The organism is Actinoplanes ianthinogenes (genome assembly GCF_018324205.1).
Taxonomy (GTDB): Bacteria; Actinomycetota; Actinomycetes; order Mycobacteriales; family Micromonosporaceae; genus Actinoplanes; species Actinoplanes ianthinogenes.
Genome location: NZ_AP023356.1, coordinates 5,584,451 through 5,602,002, shown reverse-complemented (window position 1 = coordinate 5,602,002; position 17,552 = coordinate 5,584,451). Strand labels below are relative to the sequence as shown.

At 71.1% G+C, this 17,552-nt stretch carries 19 protein-coding genes; 12 read left to right on the top strand and 7 right to left on the bottom strand.

All coding sequences use genetic code 11. The features are described from left to right. Positions 1-27 precede the first annotated feature (27 nt). Positions 28-1,386 carry an amidase gene (locus Aiant_RS25420; protein ID WP_189329345.1) on the bottom strand — a complete coding sequence of 453 codons (1,359 nt, stop codon included), beginning with the start codon at positions 1,384-1,386 and terminating at the stop codon, positions 28-30. Between the two features lie 26 nt (positions 1,387-1,412). Further along, positions 1,413-2,564, bottom strand: coding sequence for a cystathionine gamma-synthase (locus Aiant_RS25415; protein ID WP_189329344.1), 1,152 nt, complete (start codon positions 2,562-2,564; stop codon positions 1,413-1,415). Between the two features lie 24 nt (positions 2,565-2,588). Between Aiant_RS25415 and Aiant_RS25410 the strand changes: the two genes are divergently transcribed. The 3 genes from Aiant_RS25410 (at position 2,589) to Aiant_RS25400 (ending at position 4,183) form a co-directional block, all read left to right on the top strand. Continuing rightward, positions 2,589-3,035 (top strand): HIT family protein, encoded by a 447-nt coding sequence (locus Aiant_RS25410; protein WP_189329343.1) that lies wholly within the window; start codon positions 2,589-2,591, stop codon positions 3,033-3,035. Between the two features lie 2 nt (positions 3,036-3,037). Beyond that, on the top strand, positions 3,038-3,700 hold the full coding sequence (gene msrA / locus Aiant_RS25405) for a peptide-methionine (S)-S-oxide reductase MsrA (RefSeq protein ID WP_189329342.1): 663 nt from the start codon (positions 3,038-3,040) through the stop codon (positions 3,698-3,700). Between the two features lie 135 nt (positions 3,701-3,835). Beyond that, on the top strand, positions 3,836-4,183 hold the full coding sequence (locus Aiant_RS25400) for a hypothetical protein (protein ID WP_189329341.1): 348 nt from the start codon (positions 3,836-3,838) through the stop codon (positions 4,181-4,183). Positions 4,184-4,193: 10 nt separating this feature from the next. Here Aiant_RS25400 and Aiant_RS25395 read toward each other — a convergent pair whose 3' ends face one another. After that, entirely contained in the window at positions 4,194-4,364 is a 171-nt protein-coding gene (locus Aiant_RS25395) for a hypothetical protein (protein ID WP_189329340.1), read from the bottom strand. Between the two features lie 155 nt (positions 4,365-4,519). Between Aiant_RS25395 and Aiant_RS25390 the strand changes: the two genes are divergently transcribed. The 4 genes from Aiant_RS25390 to Aiant_RS25375 all read left to right on the top strand — a co-directional run bounded on the left by Aiant_RS25390 (position 4,520) and on the right by Aiant_RS25375 (position 8,804). Then, on the top strand, positions 4,520-5,953 hold the full coding sequence (locus Aiant_RS25390) for a CYTH and CHAD domain-containing protein (protein ID WP_189329339.1): 1,434 nt from the start codon (positions 4,520-4,522) through the stop codon (positions 5,951-5,953). Positions 5,954-5,956: 3 nt separating this feature from the next. Beyond that, positions 5,957-6,910 carry a polyphosphate kinase 2 gene (ppk2, locus tag Aiant_RS25385; RefSeq protein WP_189329338.1) on the top strand — a complete coding sequence of 318 codons (954 nt, stop codon included), beginning with the start codon at positions 5,957-5,959 and terminating at the stop codon, positions 6,908-6,910. 286 nt (positions 6,911-7,196) lie between these two features. Beyond that, on the top strand, positions 7,197-8,090 hold the full coding sequence (locus Aiant_RS25380) for a ribonuclease Z (RefSeq protein ID WP_189329337.1): 894 nt from the start codon (positions 7,197-7,199) through the stop codon (positions 8,088-8,090). A 210-nt stretch (positions 8,091-8,300) separates the two neighbouring features. Continuing rightward, complete coding sequence (locus Aiant_RS25375; protein WP_189329336.1) at positions 8,301-8,804, top strand: GNAT family N-acetyltransferase; 504 nt, start codon at positions 8,301-8,303, stop codon at positions 8,802-8,804. Between the two features lie 529 nt (positions 8,805-9,333). Here the strand turns inward: Aiant_RS25375 and Aiant_RS25370 are convergent. Next, positions 9,334-9,627 (bottom strand): hypothetical protein, encoded by a 294-nt coding sequence (locus Aiant_RS25370; RefSeq protein ID WP_189329335.1) that lies wholly within the window; start codon positions 9,625-9,627, stop codon positions 9,334-9,336. A 201-nt stretch (positions 9,628-9,828) separates the two neighbouring features. Between Aiant_RS25370 and Aiant_RS25365 the strand changes: the two genes are divergently transcribed. Beyond that, positions 9,829-10,758 carry a S1C family serine protease gene (locus tag Aiant_RS25365; RefSeq protein ID WP_189329334.1) on the top strand — a complete coding sequence of 310 codons (930 nt, stop codon included), beginning with the start codon at positions 9,829-9,831 and terminating at the stop codon, positions 10,756-10,758. Between the two features lie 252 nt (positions 10,759-11,010). On the opposite strand, the gene Aiant_RS25360 is transcribed toward Aiant_RS25365, so the two are convergent. Both Aiant_RS25360 and Aiant_RS25355 read right to left on the bottom strand, forming a co-directional pair. After that, positions 11,011-12,369: a cystathionine beta-synthase gene (locus Aiant_RS25360; protein ID WP_189329333.1), complete on the bottom strand. Its 1,359-nt coding sequence runs from the start codon at positions 12,367-12,369 to the stop codon at positions 11,011-11,013. 3 nt (positions 12,370-12,372) lie between these two features. Continuing rightward, positions 12,373-12,717 (bottom strand): YkvA family protein, encoded by a 345-nt coding sequence (locus tag Aiant_RS25355; RefSeq protein WP_189329332.1) that lies wholly within the window; start codon positions 12,715-12,717, stop codon positions 12,373-12,375. Between the two features lie 183 nt (positions 12,718-12,900). On the opposite strand from Aiant_RS25355, the gene Aiant_RS25350 reads away from it, so the two are divergent. The 4 genes from Aiant_RS25350 to Aiant_RS25335 all read left to right on the top strand — a co-directional run bounded on the left by Aiant_RS25350 (position 12,901) and on the right by Aiant_RS25335 (position 16,605). Further along, positions 12,901-13,902 carry an SGNH/GDSL hydrolase family protein gene (locus tag Aiant_RS25350; protein WP_189329331.1) on the top strand — a complete coding sequence of 334 codons (1,002 nt, stop codon included), beginning with the start codon at positions 12,901-12,903 and terminating at the stop codon, positions 13,900-13,902. Between the two features lie 32 nt (positions 13,903-13,934). Continuing rightward, a complete protein-coding gene (locus Aiant_RS25345; protein ID WP_189329330.1) occupies positions 13,935-14,723 on the top strand; it encodes an SGNH/GDSL hydrolase family protein in 789 nt (262 codons plus the stop codon). Positions 14,724-14,768: 45 nt separating this feature from the next. After that, positions 14,769-16,013, top strand: coding sequence for an acetyl-CoA C-acetyltransferase (locus Aiant_RS25340; protein WP_189329329.1), 1,245 nt, complete (start codon positions 14,769-14,771; stop codon positions 16,011-16,013). A gap of 130 nt (positions 16,014-16,143) precedes the next feature. After that, positions 16,144-16,605, top strand: a complete 462-nt coding sequence (locus Aiant_RS25335; protein ID WP_189329328.1) for a GNAT family N-acetyltransferase — start codon at positions 16,144-16,146, stop codon at positions 16,603-16,605. Between the two features lie 292 nt (positions 16,606-16,897). Here the strand turns inward: Aiant_RS25335 and Aiant_RS25330 are convergent, their stop codons facing one another. Beyond that, on the bottom strand, positions 16,898-17,203 hold the full coding sequence (locus Aiant_RS25330) for a hypothetical protein (RefSeq protein WP_189329327.1): 306 nt from the start codon (positions 17,201-17,203) through the stop codon (positions 16,898-16,900). Positions 17,204-17,552 lie beyond the last annotated feature (349 nt).

Below are 17,552 nucleotides of genomic sequence, written 5' to 3'. Positions count from 1 at the left end.
CCAATCGTGCCACCCGCCCAGAATCGCTCACACGAGGGCGTGCCGCTGCCAGGGATTCTGCACCTCGAACTGCCCGGCCACCGAGAGCAGCAGCAGCTCCGAGTCCGGCGGGCCGACCAGCTGCACGGCGAGCGGCAGCCCGTCGGGCCGGAACCCGACCGGCACCACGATGGCCGGCAGCCCGGCGAAGTTCCACGGCGCGCAGTAGGGCGCGTACCGGGCGTTGGCCTGCATGTTCGTGGACCACGCGATCGACGAGTACTGCAACGCGGGTGGTGGGCTGGCGGCCAGCGCCGGGGTGAGCAGCAGGTCCAGGTTGCGGTCGGCGAAGAACCGGATCGACCGCTCCCGCCACGCCGCCCGCTGCGACTCGCGGACCAGCCCGGCCCGGGTCACGGCCCGGCCCAGCCCGATGTGCCGCCGGGTGCGCGGTTGCAGACCCCGAAGATCAAGACCTTCGGAGTTCTTGTACGCCCCCGCGAACCACGTGGCCAGCACACCCAGTTGCACCCCGGTCGGGTACCTCGGGTCCGCGTGCACCGTGTCGTGCCCGGCGTCCACCAGCAGCTTCGACGCCTTGCTGACCGCCGAGACGTTCGGCTCGTCCGGCTTGACCCCGGAGATCGGCGAGCGCAGCGACACCCCGACCCGCAGTTTCGCCGGCTCGACCAGCTTGGCCGGAGCGGTCCCGGCCAGCACGCTGAAGCCGAGCGCGGCGTCCGCCACCGTGGTGGTCAGCACGCCGTTCTCCACCAGGCCGAACCAGTCCTTGTCGCCGAAGTCGACCGGCACCACGCCGCGCCCCGGCTTGAGCCCGACCAGCCCGCAGCAGGCCGCCGGGATCCGGATCGAGCCCAGCCCGTCGTTGCCCTGTGCCATCGGGACCAGCCCGGCGGCCACCGCGGCGGCCGAGCCGCCGGACGAGCCACCGGGCGTGCGCTCCAGGTCCCAGGGGTTGCGGGTGGGCCCGTTCTCGTCGTCGGTGACCGCCCAGAGGCCCATCTCGGGCATCTTGGTGACGCCGACGACCACGGCGCCCGCCCCGCGCAGCCGGCGGACCACCTCGTGGTCCTCCTCGGCCACCTCGCGGGTGCGGGCCCCGGCCGAGCCGTGCCAGGTCGGCAGGCCGGCCACCGCGGTGTTCTCCTTGACCGCCACCGGCACCCCGGCCAGCGGCAGGTTGGCCAGGTCCTCCTGCTCGTCGACCTTCTCCGCCTCGGTGATCGCCTCACCGCCGCGGACCACCCGGAACGCGCCGAGGGCCGGGTCGGAGATCGCGATCTGCTCCAGGTGATCGGCCACGACCTGGGTGGCGTTGGTATCCCCGCGCCGCACCGCCCGGGCGATCTGCTTCGCGGTGGCGCCCACCCAGGTCGTCGTGTCCATGACCGAATCTCCCGCGGTTCCGATGCCTAGCCGAGCGCCTGCTCCAGGTCGGCGAGCAGATCGTCAACGGTTTCGATGCCGACAGACAGTCGCACGAGATCGGCGGGAACTTCAAGCGCTGAGCCCGCAGCCGACAGATGTGTCATCTGCCCCGGGTGCTCGATCAGCGACTCGACACCGCCCAGCGACTCGGCGAGCACGAACAGCTTCGCCCGGTTGCAGATCTCCACGGCCTGGTCCCGGCCGCCGGACACGCGGAACGAGACCATCCCGCCGAACCGGCTCATCTGCTTGGCCGCCGTCTCGTGCCCGGGGTGGCTGTCCAGCCCCGGGTAGAGCACGCTGGCGACCTTCTTGTGCTCGCTCAGGTACGCGGCGATCCGCTCGGCGTTGTCACAGTGCCGGTCCATCCGTACGCCAAGGGTTTTGATCCCGCGCAGGGTCAGCCACGCGTCGAACGGACCGTTCACCGCGCCCATCGCGTTCTGGTGGAACGCCAGCTCGTCGCCGAGCCCGGTGTCCGACACGACCAGCGCGCCGCCCACCACGTCGGAGTGGCCGCCCAGATACTTCGTGGTGGAGTGGATCACCACGTCGGCGCCCAGGGCGAGCGGCTGCTGAAGGTACGGCGAGGCGAACGTGTTGTCCACCGCGAGCAGCGCGTCGTACTCGTGAGCGAGCGCCGCCAGTGCCGGGATGTCGGCGATGTTCAGCAGCGGGTTGGTCGGCGTCTCGGCCCAGATCATCCGGGTGTGGCCGGGGCGGAACGCGGCCCGCATCCCGTCCAGGTCGTCCAGCGGGGCGGCGGTCCAGTCCAGGCCCCAGCACTCGGCGACCTTCGCGAAGAGGCGGTACGTGCCGCCGTACGCGTCGTTCGGGATGACGACGTGGTCACCGGGCCGGCAGACGGTCCGCAGCAGGGTGTCCTCGGCCGCCAGGCCGCTGGCGAAGGCCAGACCGCGCCGGCCGCCCTCGATCGCGGCGAGGCACTCCTGGAGGGCGTCCCGGGTCGGGTTGCCGGACCGGCTGTATTCGTAGCCCAGCCGCGGGGCGCCGACCCCGTCCTGTGCGTAGGTGCTCGTCTGGTAGATCGGCGGAACCACCGCGCCGGTGCGGGGGTCCGGGTCCTGGCCCGCGTGGATGGCGAGGGTGTCGAACCCGTACTGATCGGTTGTCATGTAGCGCAAGGCTAGTCTCACTCTGTGGCCGACTGCGTGTTCTGTGGAATCGTGGCGGGCGATGTCCCGGCATTCAAGGTCGCCGACGAGGAGGCCGGGCTGGCTTTTCTCGACACCCGGCCGGTTTTCAAGGGCCACGTTCTGGTCGTGCCCCGCCCGCACGTCGTCCAGCTTTCCGACCTGCCGTCGACGCTCTTAGAGGACTATTTCGGATTTGTCCAGAAAATCGCGACGGCGGTGCCGGCCGCCCTCGGCGCGCAGGGCACCTTCGTGGCGATGAACAACATCGTCTCCCAGTCCGTGCCGCACCTGCACACCCACGTCGTCCCCCGGACCAAGGGCGACGGCCTGCGGGGATTCTTCTGGCCGCGCCACAAGTACGCCGATGACGAGGAGGCCGCGGAGTTCGCCGCGAACATCGGTAAGGAATACCGCCGCCCCAGCGTTACAGACAGCGGACGAAGGGAGTGACCGTGTTCCTGCGGCACAAGAAGCTTGACCTGCCCACCGCCGAGACCGCCCTGCCGGGCCGGCTGATCTCCATGCCGGTCGCCGACAAGCACGAGGTCCTCGGCACCCCGCTGGAGGGCCCCTGGCCGGCCGGCTACGAGGTCGCGGTCTTCGGGATGGGCTGTTTCTGGGGCGCCGAGCGGATCTTCTGGCGGCTGCCGGGCGTCCACTCCACCTCGGCCGGGTACGCCGGCGGCTTCACCGCCAACCCGACCTACGAGGAGGTGTGCTCGGGCACGACCGGCCACACCGAGGTGGTGCAGGTGGTCCACGACCCCACCAAGATCAGCTATGAGCAACTGCTGAAGACGTTCTGGGAGAACCACGACCCGACCCAGGGCATGCGCCAGGGCAACGACGTGGGCACCCAGTACCGCTCGGCGATCTACACCACCACCGAGGCGCAGGCCGAGACCGCGCGGGCCTCACTGGCCGCGTTCCAGCCGGTGGTCACCAAGGCCGGCCTGGGCGAGATCACCACCGAGATCCGCCCGCTCGGCGAGTACTACTACGCCGAGGACTACCACCAGCAGTACCTGGCCCCGACCAAGAACCCGAACGGTTACTGCAACCACGGCCCGAACGGCCTCTCCTGCCCGATCGGCGTCGCCAAGACCGGCAACTGATCGTTGCCACGCCGCGCCGGGCTTCCCGGCGCGGCGGAGTTTGACCGGAAGTGTTCACGCCGTCGGGGTACAAAAATCGACATGTCCCGACCTCCCCCCGCACACTCGAAAGTGAGACGAGCGGGAGGTGGATCAATGTCAGCGAGCCTATTTCACCACGACGAGCGATTTCGCAATCCTGACGAGCGCGACGCCTGGGCGCAGGCCGAGGCCATGCTGGAGCAGGCTCGGGCGATGATGCGCGAGGCCGAGAACGCGCTGAACATGTGGAAGACCGGCAAGGAGATGAACCGGCTGCGCTGCGAGCGCCGGGGCATCGGCACCACGGACGCGGAGATCCGCTGGTCGGCGTCGACAGCCGCGAAGAACGCGATCACCAACAACAATTTCTACGTGTCGCTGGCCGCGATGTATTACGGCGCGGCGTCGGCCAACTATTCGCGCGCGCTGTATCTGCACACGAGCGGATCGACGCCGATCTGAGGTAAAAGGATCAGCGGTCCGGGTTCGGGGTGTCGTGCTCGGCCACCGGGGCGGAGTCCGCACGCGGCGGCGCGGCCTGCACCGGGCCGGCCGGGGCCGCGAGCGCCAGCCCGAGCGCCGCGCCGGCCCCGATCAGGCGCAGCCCGGCGAGCGAGACCTGGCGACGTTCCGACTTCTCCATGACCGCGACTCCTCGTCTCGTCTCCCGGGATCCTGACCATGCCGCGGCCCCGGCCGGATCCCGAAAACGACCTGAGCCGAGGCAGAATTTCACGATGCCAGGGCAACCTGAGACATCGCTGTGTCGACGGCGTTCTGGCGGGCACCATTGATCGGGTGGAGACCGCGACCGAGACCGAACGCAAGTACGACGTCCCCGAGTCCTTCGAGCTTCCGGACCTGACCGGTGCCGCCGGCATCGCGCGGGTCGACGGCGCCGAGACCCACGATCTCGACGCCACGTACTTCGACACCGAGGACCTCCGGTTGATGAAAAATCGCCGGACTCTTCGCCGCCGCTCCGGCGGGCACGACGCGGGCTGGCATCTCAAGACGCCGGCCGACGGGAACGGCCGCAAGGAGCACCGGATGTCCGGCGCGAGCGAGCAGGTGCCCGACGAGCTGCGCGCCCTGGTCCGCACCTACGTCCGGCGTCACCCCCTGGGGCCGGTCGCCCGGCTGCGGACCCACCGCGTGGAGACCCCGCTGCGCGACGAGGCCGGCCGCACCCTCGCGCTGATCGCCCAGGACCAGGTCCGGGCCGAGTCCGGCGACGACCACAGCGCCTGGCAGGAGATCGAGGTCGAGCTCGTCGACGGCGACGAGAAGGTCCTCGCCGCAGTCGAGAAGGTGCTGCTCGCAGCGGGTGCCACGCCCGCCGCGGGCCCGTCCAAGGTGGCCCGCGCGCTGGCCGGCCGGCTCTCCGCGACCCGGCAGGACCCGAAGACCGAGATCAACCCCGTTTCCCGGTACGCCCGCGAGCAGCGTGACGCGATCCTCGAGCACGATCCCGCGGCCCGGCAGGGCGAGGAGGAGGCCGTGCACAAGATGCGGGTGGCCACTCGCCGCCTGCGCAGCACGCTGAAGAGTTTCCGCCGCTGGTTCCCCGAGCGGGAGACCGCCGAGCTCGGCGACGAGCTGCGCTGGCTGGCCGGAGCGCTCGGCGCGGTCCGCGACCCGCAGGTGCTGGAGGGCAAGCTGCTGGCCGGCATCGACGAGTCCGTCCCCGAGTTCCGGGCCACCGCGCACCGGATCCGGGCGGCCCTGGAGCACCGGGTCGCCCACGGCCGCGAGGAGCTGGTCGCCGCCCTCGACTCGGACCGCTACCTGGACCTGCTGGACCGGATCGACGCGCTGGTCGACGCCCCGCTGCCGGACACCGGCAACCCGGCGGCGCGGGCCCGCAAGGTGCTCGCCAAGGCCGACGACCGGCTGGACACCGCGCTGGCCGACGGCGTCGACGAGGAGGTGCACGCCGCGCGCAAGAAGTACAAGCAGGCCCGGTACGCCGTGGAGCTGGTCGCCCCGGAACACGGCAAGCGGGCCAAGCGGCTGGTCAAGGCGCTGACCGCGTTGCAGGACGGGCTGGGCGCCCACCAGGACTCCTCGATCGCCCGGGAAACACTGCGTGAAATCGGGCCGGACAGTTTCCACTTCGGCGTCCTCTACGGTCGACAGGAGGCTGTGGGTAAGGAGACGCTCATCGCCGTCCCCGCGTTGGTGCGGGCGTCACGGCGCAAAAAGGTTCGTCGTTGGCTGGTGAAGGCGTGAAACATGAGCACTGAAGTCGAGCCCCAGTACGAGGAGGCGATCACCCACCCCTACGCGGGGCCGATCGCCGAGCTGACCGGATACCGGGTGGTGGACGACGAGGACGACGACCCGCGACTGCTGAAGGCGGACGGGACCCCGGTCGACACCTGGCGGGAGGATTATCCGTACGACGAACGGTTGTCCCGCCTGCACTACGACCACCACAAGCGACTGCTCCAGATCGAGCTGCTGAAGCTGCAGAACTGGTGCAAGGACACCGGCGAGCGCCTGGTCATCCTCTTCGAGGGGCGGGACGCGGCCGGCAAGGGCGGCACCATCAAGCGCTTCATGGAACACCTCAATCCGCGAGGTGCGTCCGTGGTCGCGCTGGAGAAGCCGAACCAGCGGGAGAGCACCCAGTGGTACTACCAGCGGTACATCAAGCACCTGCCGTCCGCCGGTGAGATCGTGCTCTTCGACCGGTCCTGGTACAACCGGGCCGGCGTCGAGCGGGTGATGGGCTTCTGCGACCGCAAGGAGTACCTGGAGTTCCTCCGGCAGACCCCGGAGCTGGAGAGGATGCTGGTCAACTCGGGCATCAACCTGGTCAAGTTCTGGTTCTCGGTGACCCAGAAGGAGCAGCACACCCGGTTCGCGATCCGCCAGGTCGACCCGGTCCGGCAGTGGAAGCTCTCGCCGATGGACCTCGAGTCGCTGGACAAGTGGGACGACTACACCGAGGCCAAGGAGGCGATGTTCTTCTACACCGACACCGCCGACGCGCCGTGGACCGTGGTGAAGAGCAACGACAAGAAACGCGCCCGCCTGGAGGCGATGCGGCACGTGCTGTGCCGGTTCGACTACACCGGCAAGGACGAGGAGGTCGTCGGCAAGCCCGACCCGCTGATCGTCGGCCCGGCCTCGCTGGTGGTCGAGACGACCGAGGACGGGCCCCGCGTATTCCCGCGGCTCTAGTGATTCAAAACCGTTGGCGGTGACGGCGGCGGGTGGTTAACGTGGCCGTACACGTGAAGGGAGGTGGTCCGAAGTTGTATAGCAACGGGACTCGTGAGGTGGCTGTCCGCTAGCCGCTGTCCTTGACAGCTTCGTTTTGAATGCGTCGAGACCGTGTGGCAGCGGCCCGGCGAGTACCAGACAGCCACCCGACCCCCGGGGATCCGGCCTTGTCCGACCGGACCACGATCCTTCGTGATCGTGGAAGTCCCCGGGGGTCGCTTCATTTCCGACCGGGGGCCGCTCGATGCGTGAGCTGATAGTGCTGGGCACGGCCAGCCAGGTGCCGACCCGGCACCGCAACCACAACGGCTACCTGCTCCGCTTCGACGACGAGGTGATCCTCTTCGACCCAGGCGAGGGCACCCAGCGCCAGCTGCTGCTGGCCGGCCTCCCGGTCACCCCGATCAAACGGATCTGCGTCACGCACTTCCACGGCGACCACAGCCTCGGCCTGCCCGGCATCCTCCAGCGGATCTCGCTGGACCGGGTGCCGCACCCGGTGTCGGTGCACTACCCGGCCGGTGGCCAGGAGTTCTACGACCGGCTGCGGCACGCCACGAGCTACTGGGACAACGCCGACATCGTGCCGTCGCCGGTGGGCGCGGCGTTCGTCGCGGAGACGTCCGCGGGGCGCCTCACGGCCCTGCCGCTGCGGCATTCCATCGAGACGTACGGCTACCGCCTCACCGAGCCGGACTCGCGCCGGATGGTCCCGGAGCTGCTGAGCGCGCACGGGATCAGCGGGCCGGCCGTCGGCGAGTTGCAGCGCACCGGTCACGCCGGCCCGGTGACCCTGGAGCAGGTCAGCACGGTGCGCCCCGGCCAGAGCATGGCGTTCGTGATGGACACCGGCCTGTGCGACAACGTCTACACCCTGGCCCAGGGCGTGGACATGCTGGTCATCGAGTCGACGTTCCTGGCCGAGGACGCCGGGATGGCGGCGCAGGTGGGTCACCTGACGGCCGGGCAGGCGGCGGCCGTGGCCCGGGAGTGCGGGGTGCGCCAGCTGGTGCTCACCCACTTCTCCCAGCGATACCAGGACTCGTCCCGGTTCCTGGAGGAGGCCCGCAAGGAGTTCGACGGCCCGATCACGATCGCCGAGGACCTCCTGCGCGTCCCCTTCCCCGCCCGCCGCTGACCACGTCCGCCCCAACGCACAGGCCCGCCCGCACGCACAGGCCCGCCCCAGGGCACAGGCCCGCCCCCCACGCACAGGCCCGCCCTCCCTGGGGGTTGCCCCCGCTGGACAGTCTGGCGGGGGAAGCTGACATTCCCGGGACGCCCTGTGGACAGAGCGCCGTTGTGGACAACCAGCTTCGCCGGGCGGCGCGGCACTAGTCTCGTCCGCATGAGCGTTCTGCTGCGTCCCGCCGGCGAGGCGGATCCGGTTCAGGTCGGTGTCCTGCACCAGCGGTCCCGCGTGGCCGCCTACTCCGGCTTCATCAGCCGGGAGGTCCTGGAGGCGCGGAGCGCGGAGTCGTTCGGCGAGTGGTGGGCCGAGCGCTGGCGCTGGGAGCGGGAGACGCACCGGATGACGCTCGCCGAGGTGGACGGCGAGCTGGCCGGGTTCACTTATCTGGGACCGAGCGAGACTCCGGGCGCCGCCGAGCTCTACGCCATCCACGTCGACCCGGATCACGTCGGCACCGGCGTCGGGCGCGCCCTGATGATCCACGCGCTGAAGGAGTTGCCCAGCCTCGGCGGCGACCGCGCGGTCCTCTGGGTTCTGACCGAGAATCATCAGGCCCGCCGCTTCTATGAGCGCGGCGGCTGGCACCCCGACGGCGCCACCCGCACCGAGCCCGTCAACGACGTCCCGGTCCCCCAGCTCCGCTATTCCCACCCACTGTGAGAGTCGGCCCGGAATCGCGCGCATCGGCGGACAGAGGCGTGGCTCGGGCAAGGAGAGCTGCGAGGAGGCGGGTTTGATCTCCGGAACCACCCGCGGACAATGAAGGGCTCGGAGATCGCCCTGGACGCGCCAGCGGCCAGATCTCCGAGCCCGGCCCGCGCGGGAGCATGCGGTCCGGACCACAGCGGACGCGCGTAAAAGAAGATCGTGCAATTCTTGCCGGGAAATGGCGAGTCCCGTTGCTGAAGCAACGGGACCGCTGGTTGGGCGGGAACGCGCGACCGAGTGAATGCGGGGGAACCTGTAGTCACGCGCTCCCGCCAACCGCCCCGCTCGAACCGGTGCGCCTGGCCGGAGGCGCGGGATCAGCGGAGGCGTGCTGATCCCGGCCCGGCTCGGAGCGGGCTTGGGCGCGGGAATACCGGAGCGCTGGCGGGGCGCCCCGGCGTCACCGCCGGGAGACGTTCGCCGGGCCGGGAAGCCAAGGCTTGCCGGGGGACGGTCAAGCTCGTCGGCGAACGTCGAAGTCTCAGTCCAGGTACCTCCGATGATGGTGGTTGCGATCCGGGCGGCCGCGATCGGTCATCGTGGCCGGCAGACTGTTCCGGTCGTGCCGCAGGGTCCAGGCCTCGCGCCAGGGCCGGCGGGACACGGCGTCGGCCCGCTCCGCGAGGCGGCGGGCCGAGCACGGCCAGCGCCATCCACACCAGACACAGTTGCCGTCCGGTCCGGCCGTCAGGTGCCGGCCGAGCATCTGCTGCGCGTCCTGCCACAGCAGGCGGTCCACGATGTCGGCAGGCGGCGCCTCGTCGACGTCGACCATCCCCTACCCCTTCGTCCGGGAGTGGCTCATAGCTCCGTCACGACACATACAACCGCATCGGGTCCTCCGCAGGTCGGACTGTGTGTGCGACTGTGGCGACTATCTGTAACCGCTGATGTCCACAGTGCTCCCGTTGTCGTGTTCGCCGACGGCGGACGATCTACCGGCATCGACGTCGCGGATCCGGGTGTTGACCCGGACATGGACACCGAAGAATCCGAGGCGCTCGATGCCTACAGCCGCATCGTCACCGGTGTGGCCGGCCGTCTCCTGCCCTCGGTGGCGGCACTCACCATTCGTTCCCCGCGCGGCGGCGCCGGCTCCGCGGTCACCTTCACCGACGACGGTTTCCTGCTGACGAACGCGCACGTGGTGGCCGGCGCCGCCACCGGCTCGGCGGCCTTCGCGGAGGGCACCGAGACGCCCTTCGACGTGGTCGGCGCGGACCCGCTCTCCGACCTCGCGGTGGTCCGGGTCCACCACCCGGCCGCCCCGGCCGCGCCGCTCGGCGACGCCGACCGGCTGCGGATCGGTCAGCTCGTGGTGGCGGTCGGCAATCCGATGGGCCTGGCCGGTTCGGTGACCGCCGGGGTGGTCTCCGGGCTGGGCCGCTCGCTGCCGGCCCGGGACGGCCGCCGGGTCCGGATCATCGACAACGTCATCCAGACCGACGCCGCGCTGAACCCGGGCAACTCGGGCGGCGCGCTGGCCGACTCCACCGGCACGGTGGTCGGCGTCAACACCGCGGTCGCCGGGTACGGCCTCGGCCTCGCGGTCCCGATCAACAACACCACCCGGTCGATCATCGGCGAGCTGGTCGCCACCGGCCGGGTCCGGCGCGCCTGGCTCGGGGTGGCCGGGGTGCCGACCCCGCTGCCGCCGCAGCTGGCCGACCGGCTCGGGCAGAAGCAGGGTCTGCGGGTGGTCGAGGTGGTGCCGGGCAGCCCGGCCGGCCTGGCCGGCATCTACCTGGGCGACGTCCTGCTCACCGCCGGTGGCCGCCCGATCGCTTCGGTCCAGGCCTTGCAGCGCCTGATGCTGGGCCCGGCGATCGGCGTCAACCTGCCCATCACCCTGCTCCGCCGCAACGCCCTGGTAGACGTCCTAACCGTCCCCACCGAACTGACCTGACAGCCCACCACCGTGGAGCCGACCCGCCAGGCACCATTCGCCGCCGGTTCGGCAGACGTCCTCACTCCCCCACGAGTGAGCAGACGCTTTTACTTGTGCCCACGGAGAGACCTGACAGGTCGCAATTCGCCGCCGGTGAGATGGGCACGGCTTTTCCGACGCCGCGGGGTGTGCGGTGCCGGAAAAGTCGCGCCCATCTCACCGGTTACAAGGCGAATTGCCGCGGAGCGAAGCGGAGCCAGCCAGCTCAGCTCAGCTCAAATGCGCCAGCAAATCCTGCCGGGTGAGGACCCCGGCCGGCTTGCCGTCGACCAGAACCATCGCAGCGTCCGCTTTCTCCAGCAGCGACACCGCCTCGCTCACCGACTCGCCCCCACCGATCATCGGCAGCGGGTCACCCATGTGCCGCTCGATCGTGTCGTGCAGGTGTGCCTGCCCGGTGAAGAGCGCGTCGAGCAGCGCTTTCTCCGAGATCGAGCCGGCCACCTCACCGGTCACCACCGGCGGCTCGGCCTTGAGCACCGGGAGCTGGCTGACCCCGTACTCCCGCATGTAGTCGATCGCGTCGCGAACCGTCTCGGTCGGGTGCACGTGCACCAGCGGCGGGATCTCCGCGCCCTTGGCGGCCAGCGCGTCGGCCACCGTCGGCGCGTCACCGGGGGTACGCAGGAACCCGTACCGGGCCATCCACTTGTCGTTGAAGATCTTGGAAAGGTAGCCACGGCCACCGTCCGGCAGCAGCACCACGATCACGTCGTCCGGTCCGGCCTTGCGGGCCACCTCGAGCGCCGCCACCACGGCCATCCCGCACGAGCCGCCGACCAGCAGCCCTTCCTCGCGGGCCAGCCGGCGGGTCATCTCGAACGAGTCCGAGTCGCTCACCTCGATCACCTGGTCGGTGACCGTCCGGTCGTACGCGGTCGGCCAGAAGTCCTCGCCGACGCCCTCCACCAGGTAGGGCCGGCCGGTCCCGCCCGAGTACACCGAGCCCTCCGGGTCGGCCCCGATCACCCGGACGTCGCCCTGCTCCTTGAGGTAGCGCCCGACGCCGCTGATCGTGCCGCCGGTGCCCACCCCCGCCACGAAGTGGGTGATCTTCCCGGCGGTCTGCTCCCAGATCTCCGGGCCGGTCTGCTCGTAGTGCGACCGTGGGTTGGCCGGGTTGCTGTACTGATCCGGTTTCCAGGCGCCCGGGATGTCCCGGGTCAGCTGGGCCGAGACGTTGTAGTAGGAACGCGGGTCCTCCGGGGCCACCGCGGTCGGGCAGACCACGACCTCGGCGCCGTACGCCCGCAGCACGTTCTGCTTGTCCTCGCTGACCTTGTCCGGGCAGACGAAGACGCACTTGTAGCCCCGTCGCTGCGCCACCAGGGCCAGGCCGACCCCGGTGTTTCCGCTGGTCGGCTCGACGATCGTGCCGCCGGGCTTGAGCAGCCCCGCGGCCTCGGCGTCCTCGACCATTCGCAGGGCGATCCGGTCTTTCACCGAACCGCCGGGATTCATGTACTCGACCTTGGCCAGCACGGTGGCACTGATGCCTTCGGTCACGCTGTTCAATCGGACCAGCGGGGTGTTGCCGATGATCTCGACTACGTTGTCGTAATAGCGCACGCTTCAGCCTACGACGACGTGCTTGGTCACCCGCTCCCACTCCAGGAACCGCTCCGTCTCGCTGAGCACCGTGCCGGCCAGCCAGGTGATCGCGACCGCGTCGTCGACCAGGCCGAAGACGAAGAGGAACATCTCCGGCACCGCGTCGATCGGGGAGACCACGTAGGCCGTGGCGACGGCCATCATGGCCAGCCGCATGCCGCCGTCGTACTCACCCCTGGCGGTGGCCACGAGCATCCGCGGGATCGCCGCGAGTCGCCTGCTCAGCGACGGTCCGCCCCGGGTGCCGGCCATCAGGGCGCGGCCCAGGGCGGTGAACGCCGCCGTACGCTTCAGAGTTTTGGCCATGTCTGTTCCCCTTTCCGCAACTCCAGCATGACTTGGATGCGCCATGATTGCCTCTCGCCATCGCGAGTTAGCCTCGAATCCCGACGCCAGGTGCCGATCTAGGCCGTGCCGGACGGCTCCCCACCACCCCGGGGGGCGAACGCCGCGCCGGTTAGTTCCCTTCGGACGACAGCGAGGGAGACTGTGAACAGCTTTTTCATCAGCAGCGACGCCCGGCAGCGGATCAAGGCCGCCGGCGCACTCGCCGGGGCGCTCGCCGGCGTCACCGCCCTCTCCGCCGGGCTCCTGCTGCGGCAGGCCGCCGACGCGCGCCGGATCATCCCGCTGGCCGAGGCCCCGCCGCCCCGCGGCGACGGGCTGTACGGCGCCAAGCTGCCCGGCAAACCACTCAGCCTGGTGATCCTGGGCGACTCGTCGGCCGCCGGGTACGGCGTGCACCGCCCCCGGGAGACACCGGGCGCGCTGTTCGCCACCGGCATCTCCCGCCGCCTGCACCGCCCGGTACGCCTGCACCGCCTGGCCGTGGTCGGCAGCGTCTCGTCGGGCCTGCCCTGGCAGGTCGACGCCGCCCTGGAATATCAGCCGGACCTGGCCATCATCCTGATCGGCGGGAACGACGTCACGCACTTCTCGGCCCGGGCGTCCGCGGTCCGCCACCTCGGCGACACCGTGCGCCGGCTGCGCGAGGCCGGCTGCCGGGTGGTCGTCGGCACCTGCCCGGACATCGGCGCGATCCAGCCGATCAAGCCGCCGCTGCGCTGGCTGGCCCGGCGCTGGAGCCGGCAGCTCGCGGCCGCGCAGACGGTCGCCGTGGTCGGCGCCGGCGGCCGGACGGTGTCGATCGGCAACCTGCTCGGCCCGATGTTCGAGGCGGATCCGGCCCGGATGTTCGGCTCGGACCGTTTTCATCCGTCCGCCGAGGGGTACGCACGAGCAGCGGCCGTCATGATGCCGACGGTGATGGCTGCCCTGGGCGAGGACGACCGGCCCGCCGTGCCGGTCGCCGAGGCGGTGCGCACCCTGCCGGAGGCGGCCGACGAGGCGGTCCGCGCGCCGGGCACCGAGGTCAGTCCGCTCCGGGCCGGCGCTCGCTGGGCACAGTTGCGCCGGCACCCGTGGTTCGGGGAGTCACGGCACTGGTTCGGCTCTGGTTCGAAGCCGGGTGCACCGAGCGCCGTAGGGTAGACGAAGATCGAGCTGACGCAGGGAGGCGGGACATGGCTGGGCTGCCGGAACGATTGACCAGGGCTGCGGCCACGAGCCTGCTCGCCGGTGCGCTGGGCGGCGCCGCCCTGCTCGCCGGGGAGATGCTGGCCGCCAAGGCCCGCCGCTATGCGAAACCCACGATGGGCCTGGCCCTGCGCACGTCGATGGGCCCGGCCGGCGCGCCGCCGCTGCGGCTGGTGCTGCTCGGCGACTCGGCCGCGGTCGGGGTCGGTGTGGAGTGGCTGGCCGACACGGTCGGCGGGCAGCTGGCCCGGCTGGTCGCCGACGGCACCCCGGAGACGGGCCCGCGGCACGTGCTGCTCTCCAGCGTCGGCGTGGCCGGTTCCCGGTCGATGGACCTGGCCACCCAGGTGGCCCGGGCGCTGCTCGGCGCCCGGCCGGACGTGGCGGTCATCCTGATCGGCTCACACGACGCCACTTCGCTGCGCGACCCGGAGGAGGCGGCCGGCCACCTCGGCCAGGCGGTCCGGCGGCTGCGGTCGGCGGGCGTGCAGGTGGTCGTCGGGACCTGTCCCGACCTGGGTGCCATGCGCTCGATGGCGCCGCCGCTGCGGCAGCTCGCCGGGCTGCTCGGCCGCCGGATGGCACGGGCCCAGGCCAGGGCGGTGACCGAGGCCGGTGGCTCGGTGGTCGACCTGGGCGCGGAGACCGGGGCGGTGTTCCGGGCCGACGCGGGGACGCTCTGCTACGACGGGTTCCACCCCTCGGCGGACGGTTATCGGGTCTGGGCGCACGCGCTTTTCCCGGCGGTGGCCAAGGCGACGATGACAGGAGTGTGACGAATCCACACTTCCGACCATGTTACTGGTAAGTAAACTGGGCCCATGCCGGAAGCTGTCATCGTCGCCACTGCCCGCTCGCCGATCGGCCGCGCCCACAAGGGCTCGCTCAAGGATCTGCGCCCCGACGACCTCACCGCCACCATCGTCGACGCCGCGCTGAACAAGGTGCCCCAGCTCGACCGCACCCTGATCGAGGACCTCTACCTCGGTTGTGGTCTGCCCGGCGGTGAGCAGGGCTTCAACATGGGCCGCGTGGTCGCCACCAAGCTGGGCCTGGACGGCCTGCCGGGCGCCACCATCACGCGGTACTGCTCGTCGTCGCTCCAGACCACCCGGATGGCGTTCCACGCCATCAAGGCCGGCGAGGGCGACATCTTCATCTCGGCCGGGGTGGAGACCGTGTCCCGGTTCGCCCGGGGCAGCTCCGACGGCCTCCCGTCGGCCGCGCAGGCCCTCGTCGGCGGCGGCTGGGAGAACCCGGCGTTCGCCGAGGCCCAGGCCCGCACCAAGGCCACCGCGGCGGCCGGCGCCGACTGGCACGATCCGCGCGAGGACGGCCAGCTGCCGGACATCTACATCGGGATGGGCTACACCGCGGAGAACCTCGCCCGGGTCAAGAACATCTCCCGCCAGGAGATGGACGAGTTCGGCGTCCGCAGTCAGAACCTCGCGGAGAAGGCCATCGCCAACGGCTTCTGGGCCCGCGAGATCACCCCGGTGACGCTGCCCGACGGCACCGTCGTGTCGAAGGACGACGGCCCCCGCGCCGGCGTCACGATGGACGCGGTCGCCGGGCTCAAGCCGGTGTTCCGGGAGGACGGCCGGGTCACCGCCGGCAACTGCTGCCCGCTCAACGACGGCGCCGCCGCGCTGGTCATCATGAGCGACACCAAGGCGCGGGAGCTGGGCATCACCCCGCTCGCCCGGATCGTCTCGACCGGCGTCACCGCGCTCTCCCCGGAGATCATGGGCCTCGGCCCGGTCGAGGCCTCCAAGCAGGCGCTCAAACGGGCCGGCATGACCATCGACGACGTCGACCTGGTCGAGATCAACGAGGCGTTCGCCGCCCAGGTCATCCCCTCCTACCAGGACCTGGGCATCCCGCTGGACAAGCTGAACGTGAACGGCGGCGCGATCGCGGTCGGCCACCCGTTCGGCATGACCGGCGCCCGGATCACCGGCACCCTGATCAACTCGCTCGACTGGCACGACAAGTCGATCGGCCTGGAGACCATGTGCGTCGGCGGCGGCCAGGGCATGGCCCTCGTCATCGAACGCCTCAGCTGACCGGCACACCGGCAGACCGCTGTCACACCGGGCCCGACGCCGCGGCGTCGGGCCCGTCCGTTTCTCTTTCGGTACGCCCGGAGCACCGTCCCGGGTCGACGGGCGCGAGCGCGTCGGCGAGGCTGGGCCGGTGAGCGTGACGATCAAGCGGGTGGCTGCCGGCGATCCCGGGTTCGGCGAGTTGGCGCGGCTCTTCGACGAGTACCGGGTGCACTACGGCGAGATGTCCGATCCGGCCGGGACCGCCGCCTGGCTGTCGGAGCAACTGGGCTCGGGCCGGCTGCGGGCCGCGGTGGCGTTCGGGCGTGTCCCCGGCCGGGCCGCCGGGTTCGTCACCAGCGCGGTACTGCCGGCGTCCCTGCGGCTGGCCACGTTCTGGTTCGTGCGAGACCTGTTCGTGAGCCCCGCCGAACGACGTGGCGGCACCGCCCGCGCCCTCCTGGACGACGTCGTCACCGCGGCCCGCGCCACCGGCGCCCTCCGCGTCTCCCTCCAGACCGAGCCGGACAACCTGGCCGCCCTGGCGCTCTACCGCGCCGCCGGCTTCCACCCGGTCGAGGGCCTGACCAGCCTCAGCCTCCCCCTGACCTGACCTCCTGAGCCCGCCGCGCTCTCAGCCCACCACGCCCGGTCCGGCACGCCCCCAGCCCACCGCTCACCAGACCGCCGCTCGGCAGACCGCCGCTCGGCAGACCGCCGCTCGGCAGACCGCCGCCCGCCAGATCCCGCCCCGCAGACCGCCGCCCGCCAGATCCCGCAACCGCCGCCCGGCAGACCGCCCAGCGCCGCCGCTCGCTCGCCCGACAGACCTCGCGCTCCGGAACCGCCTCCTGGGCGGCACCCTGAGGCGCCTCCGGGGAGACGTGGAACCGAGTACCGGGGGGTCAGAGTGTCCGGCGGACCTCGTCGACGGCGGTGGTGGCCCGGGCCAGCAGGTCGTCGGCGGGCTCGGCGGTGATGAGATCGTCGGCGACGACCCGCAGCTGGTCGGGCAGCACCAGGTCGTGCGCCCGCGGCACCGGGCGCGGTGCCCGCCCCTCCGCCTCGGCGCCCAGGTCAGCCAGCCGCTGCACCAGAGCGTGGGCCAGGTCGCCCCGGGTCCCGTCACCGGCGCCGGCCGCCCAGCGGCTCTCCTCCCAGTGCCGCACCAGGGTCAGCAGCCGCTCGACTGAAGTCGCGAATTCGGACACCCGCCGAGCCTACAAGTCACTTCGTCCTCATCCGGCACTCCACCCACTGGTGACCGTTTCGTTACGGCGGGCGACGGCCTTGGAATGCGGCGATCGGCGGGACTTCGTGTCGTACCGGAAAGCGTTTTGCCGAAAAGCGGCCACGCGGGGAACAGCGGTCTGAGCATCGGCGAATCCGGAAGGGAAAAACGCGCGATCGGCGACTTCCGGAACTGCCGGAAAAGAAGAACGGGGGCGAAAAGGGATGGCTGGACAGGAATGAGAAAAGGGCGACGCCCGGACCGCGAGGCGGGCCGGGCGCCGGGTGGAGCGGGGGCAACGCCCGGACCGCGGGGAGTCGGGCCGGGCG